This is a genomic window from Microcoleus sp. EPA2 (assembly GCA_020882975.1).
Classification (GTDB): Bacteria; Cyanobacteriota; Cyanobacteriia; order Cyanobacteriales; family Microcoleaceae; genus Microcoleus.
In genome coordinates this window covers 1-5,789 of the sequence record JAHRFD010000068.1, presented here as the reverse complement: position 1 = coordinate 5,789, position 5,789 = coordinate 1, and the positions used below count along the sequence as shown (strand labels likewise).

The 5,789-nt window shown below is 45.7% G+C and carries 2 tRNA genes and 3 rRNA genes; all 5 read right to left on the bottom strand.

The features are described from left to right. Positions 1-208: 208 nt before the first annotated feature. A 5S ribosomal RNA gene (rrf, locus tag AAFP14_RS26555) occupies positions 209-320 on the bottom strand. Between the two features lie 78 nt (positions 321-398). Continuing rightward, positions 399-3,266 (bottom strand): 23S ribosomal RNA (locus tag AAFP14_RS26550). A 67-nt stretch (positions 3,267-3,333) separates the two neighbouring features. After that, positions 3,334-3,410: transfer RNA gene (locus AAFP14_RS26545), tRNA-Ala, on the bottom strand. 13 nt (positions 3,411-3,423) lie between these two features. Next, positions 3,424-3,500: transfer RNA gene (locus AAFP14_RS26540), tRNA-Ile, on the bottom strand. A 138-nt stretch (positions 3,501-3,638) separates the two neighbouring features. Continuing rightward, positions 3,639-5,164: ribosomal RNA gene (locus tag AAFP14_RS26535) — 16S ribosomal RNA — on the bottom strand. The 16S, 23S and 5S rRNA genes sit together here with 2 tRNA genes alongside, the layout of an rRNA operon. Positions 5,165-5,789: the final 625 nt, after the last annotated feature.

Below are 5,789 nucleotides of genomic sequence, written 5' to 3'. Positions count from 1 at the left end.
TCAGGGTGTTTCCCTAATGGGCCGGGTGTTACGCTGTATCTTTTGTGTCTAAGCGCGAGGCTATAGGCAAAAGGATGCCGCTTCACCCCCTAACACGTCCTCCGCTAAAGCCATTATTAATCCGATGTCATCTCCCCCAGATTCATACGATTATAAAAAAGTGCATAAAACAAAAAACCCCAACACAAGGTGTTGAGGTTTTTAAAAGATATGGCAACGACTTACTTTCCCGGGTTTTATCCTAGTATCATCAGCGCTGATTAGCTTAACTTCTCTGTTCGGAATGGGAAGAGGTGGACCTAATCGCAATAATCACCATAAAGATCTTAAAGTTCTTTATTGACATATATTTGAAAGAAAACACACAATAGAAAAGGTTTAAAGTTTATTTAAATAAAATTGTTAAGTCTACGAGTAATTAGTACTGCTCGACTTTGATGTTACCATCTTTACATCTGCAGCCTATCAACGTTGTAGTCTTCAACGACTCTTAAAGGAAGTCTCATCTTGAGGTAAGTTTCGTGCTTAGATGCTTTCAGCGCTTATCTTGTCCGTACATAGCTACTCTGCGATGCAGCTGGCGCCACAACAGATACACCAGAGGTACGTCCGACCCGGTCCTCTCGTACTAAGGTCAGATCCTCTCAAACTTCCAACGATCACATCAGATAGGGACCGAACTGTCTCACGACGTTCTGAACCCAGCTCGCGTGCCACTTTAATCGGCGAACAGCCGAACCCTTGGGACCTTCTCCAGCCCCAGGATGTGACGAGCCGACATCGAGGTGCCAAACCTCCCCGTCGATATGAGCTCTTGGGGGAGATCAGCCTGTTATCCCCGGCGTACCTTTTATCCTATGAGCGATGGCCCTTCCATGCAGAACCACCGGATCACTATACTCTACTTTCGTACCTGCTCGGCTTGTCTGCCTCACAGTCAAGCCTGCTTATGCTATTGCACTCTACGTACGGTTACCAAGCGTACTGAGCAGACCTTTAGAAGCCTCCGATACTTTTTTGGAGGCGACCACCCCAGTCAAACTACCCACCATGCAATGTCCTCGTATTAAACGAGTTAGACTCCAAGTAAACAAAGGGCGGTATTTCAAGGTTGACTCCACAATGCCTAGCGACACCGCTTCAAAGTCTCCCGCCTATCCTACACATTATTTACCCAAAGTCAATGCAAAGCTATAGTAAAGGTGCACGGGGTCTTTCCGTCCCGATGCGATTAACCGGCGTCTTCACCGATACCACAATTTCACCGAGCTCACGGTTGAGACAGTGCTCAGATCGTTACACCATTCGTGCAGGTCGGAACTTACCCGACAAGGAATTTCGCTACCTTAGGACCGTTATAGTTACGGCCGCCGTTTACTGGGGCTTCGATTCAATGCTTCGCTTACGCTAACATCCCCTCTTAACCTTCCAGCACCGGGCAGGTGTCAGGCCATATACGTTATCTTTCGATTTTGCATAGCCATGTGTTTTTGTTAAACAGTCGCCTGAGCCATTTCTCTGCGGCCCTCCGAAGAGGGCACCCCTTTTTCCGAAGTTACGGGGTTAATTTGCCGAGTTCCTTAACCGTGAATCACTCGAGCACCTCAGGATTTTCTCCTAGACAACCTGTGTCGGTTTTGGTACGGGCTTTTGTAGATTAAGCTAGCGGGTTTTCTTGGCAGTCTGATTAGGATCACTATCCCATTGTCCGAAGACGCTGAGTACTATCACCTTCGACATTCGTTGCGGATTTGCCTACAACAAATATATCTACAAGCTTTAACGAACTATTCCGTCAGTTCGCGGATCTTTCACTCCTGCGTCACCACTTCGCTCTACAAAAGGTACAGGAATATTAACCTGTTGGCCATCGAACTCGCTTCTACGCTTATCCTTAGGTCCCGACTAACCCTGATCCGATTAACGTTGATCAGGAAACCTTAGTCTATCGGTGGGCGGGTTTCTCACCCGCCTTATCGTTACTTATGCCTACATTGGCTTTTCTAATCGCTCCAGCAAAACTCACGTTTCACCTTCTGCGCCATTAGAATGCTCCCCTACCACTTACATCTCTTGATGTAAATCCATAGCTTCGGTACTAGATTTGATGCCCGTTTATCATCCGCGCTCGATCGCTCGACTAGTGAGCTGTTACGCACTCTTTAAATGAATGGCTGCTTCCAAGCAAACATCCTAGCTGTCATTGCGATTGAACCACGTTTGTTCAACTTAATCTAGATTTGGAGACCTTAGCTGATGGTCTGGGTTCTTTCCCTCTCGCCCTCGGACCTTAGCACCCAAGGGCTCACTCCCGAGAAACATGTCTGTAGTATTCGGAGTTCATCTGAGCTCGGTAGGATTTGACTCCCCCTCACCCAATTGGTAGCTCTACCTCTACGACACTCTTACTCGAGGCTGTTCCAAAAAACATTTCGGGGAGTACGAGCTATCTCCCAGTTTGATTAGCCTTTCACCCCTACCCACAAGTCATCCGAGAACTTTTCAACGTTCACCAGTTCGGACCTCCAGTACCTGTTACGGCACCTTCATCCTGCTCATGGGTAGATCACTCAGGTTTCGCGTCTAGCCCTACTAACTAAGCGCCCTATTCAGACTCGCTTTCGCTTCGGCTTCGTTCCTGAAGAACTTAACCTTGCTAGTAAGGACTAACTCGTAGGCTCATTATGCAAAAGGCACGCAGTCACCCCAAAGGGCTCCTACCGCTTGTAAGCGCATGGTTTCAGGTTCTTTTAACTTCTTTGTTCAAGATTCTTTTCACCTTTCCTTCACAGTACTAGTTCACTATCGGTCTCACAGTAGTATTTAGCCTTACCAGATGGTGCTGGCAGATTCACGCAAGGCGTCTCCGACCCCGCGCTACTCAGGATACTGCTAGGTAATATAAACTTACATTTACGGGGCTATCACCCTATACTGCTTAACTTTCCAGTTAATTCAATTTCATTTATATAGTCCACATTGCAGTCCTACAACCCCAGGTATGCCGAAACATAACTGGTTTGGGCTCTTCCCCGTTCGCTCGCCACTACTTAGGGAATCATTAATTATTTTCTCTTCCTCCGCTTACTTAGATGTTTCAGTTCAGCGGGTTGGCCTTAGGTCATCTTATAGATGACGGGTTTCCCCATTCGGATATCCACGGATCAAAACTCCTCAGCAGTTCCCCGTAGCTTTTCGCAGCTTGGCACGTCCTTCTTAGCCTCTGTGAGCCTAGGCATCCCCCATACGCTCTTAGTAACTTAACCTTTTAAATCCTTTTGGTTTGTGTGTTTTCTTTCAATATGTCAAAGAACAATTCAGTCTGTAGACTGATGGTGGAGAATATCGGAGTCGAACCGATGACCTCCTGCGTGCAAGGCAGGCGCTCTAGCCAGCTGAGCTAATTCCCCAATAGCTTTTTTTTGGTAGTCCCGCCCAGATTTGAACTGGGGACCTCTACATTATCAGTGTAGCGCTCTAACCAACTGAGCTACGAGACTATTTTTAAGGTAATCTTCGAAAATCTCACGAGGTTGAGCCCCATGTTTTTCGCTATTGGCTTTCCTCTTTTGTATTCTGTAAAGAACTAAAACTATGAAGTAATGTTGAAATAGCAGAAACTATCCTTAAGTCTCTAGAAAGGAGGTGGTCCAACCACACCTTCCGGTACGGTTACCTTGTTACGACTTAGCCCCAGTTACTGGTTTTGCCCTAGGCCGATCCTTGCGGTTACGGACTTTAGGCACTCCCAACTTCCATGGCTTGACGGGCGGTGTGTACAAGGCCCGGGAACGTATTCACCGGATCGTTGCTGATATCCGATTACTAGCGAATCCAACTTCATGAGGTCGAGTTGCAGACCTCAATCCGAACTGAGATTGGCTTTTTGAGATTAGCTTCACATTACTGTGTCGCGACTCATTGTACCAACCATTGTAGCACGTGTGTAGCCCCGGACGTAAGGGCCATGATGACTTGACGTCATCCCCACCTTCCTCACTACTTACGTAGGCAGTCTCTTTAGAGTCCCCAGCTTAACCTGATGGCAACTAAAGATAGGGGTTGCGCTCGTTGCGGGACTTAACCCAACACCTCACGGCACGAGCTGACGACAGCCATGCAGCACCTAGTTTCGTGTCTATTGCTAGAAAAACACCTTTCGGCATTCGTCACTAACTTTCAAGCCCGGGTAAGGTTCCTCGCGTATCATCGAATTAAACCACATGCTCCTCCGCTTGTGCGGGCCCCCGTCAATTCCTTTGAGTTTCAATCTTGCGACCGTACTCCCCAGGTGGCATACTTAATGCTTTCGCTTAGGTCCTAACTGTATATCGCTAAGACCGAGTATGCAACGTTTACAGCGTGGACTACCAGGGTATCTAATCCTGTTTGATCCCCACGCTTTCGTGCCTCAGCGTCAGTTACGGTTTAGTAGCCTGCCTTCGCAATCGGTGTTCTGTAACATATCTAAGCATTTCACCGCTACATGTTACATTCCAGCTACCTCAACCGTACTCGAGAGAATCAGTTTCAATGGCAATTTGATAGTTGAGCTACCAGCTTTCACCACTGACTTAATTCCCCGCCTACGCACCCTTTAAACCCAGTAAATCCGGACAACGCTTGGATCCTTCGTATTACCGCGGCTGCTGGCACGAAGTTAGCCGATCCTTATTCTCATGGTACCATCAACACCCTACACGTAAGATGATTTTTTCCCATACAAAAGCAGTTTACGACCCATAGGGCCTTATTCCTGCACGCGGAATGGCTGGATCAGGGTTGCCCCCATTGTCCAATATTCCCTACTGCTGCCTCCCGTAGGAGTCTGGTCCGTGTCTCAGTACCAGTGTGGGGGGACATCCTCTCAGACCCCCTACTGATCGTTGGCTTGGTGAGCCATTACCTCACCAACTACCTAATCAGCCGCATGCCCATCTTTAACCGATAAATCTTTAATAATCAAAAAATGCTTTCTAATTATACTATGGGGTATTAATCTCTCTTTCGAGAGGCTATCCCCCAGTTAAAGGTAGGTTGCATACGTGTTACGCACCCGTGCGCCACTCTCAAGAACCTATTGCTAAGTTCTATCCCGTTCGACTTGCATGTATTATGCCTTCCGCTAGCGTTAATCCTGAGCCAGGATCAAACTCTTCATAGTAAAAGTTTATTTGATTTGAATTTCTCAAGGATAATTTTACCTCGAATTGCTTCGAGATTTCTGCTATTTCATTACTTCAAAGAACTTTATATTATTGTGTGTATCGCTACACTCTACTAATATGTCAATTTCTGTTTCCCCTTATTTGTTTAAGGGGATGCAAAGGTAAGTGTTTATTTTATTTTGTCAAGTTTTATTTGAAATATTTTTTTTATTCCTTCTTGACTCCATTCCTTTATGTATACTCGATTTCTCTTTCTACTTATCACCTATCTTCTCAAAGAACTTTTATTGATTCACCCCTAATTTTTTAAGGGGATGCAAAGGTATATGTTTGTTTTAATTTGTCAAGTTTTATTTGAAATATTTTTTTATTTCTTCTCGACTCCTCTCTACTAATCAATCCTTATTTCAATGTACTTTAGTTTCCCTTTTTAAAGGGATGCAAAGGTAATCGTTTGTTTCTTCTTGTCAAGTTTTATTTTTACATGTATTACAAATGTTTCTAAAACTCTCCATCTCCAAAACCCTCGTTAATCCTACTCCTAAAGAACTTTTTCCACCAACCGCTCTCGCTGTAAGGGGATGCAAATGTAGGCCTATTTATTGCCCTTGCAAGAACGGC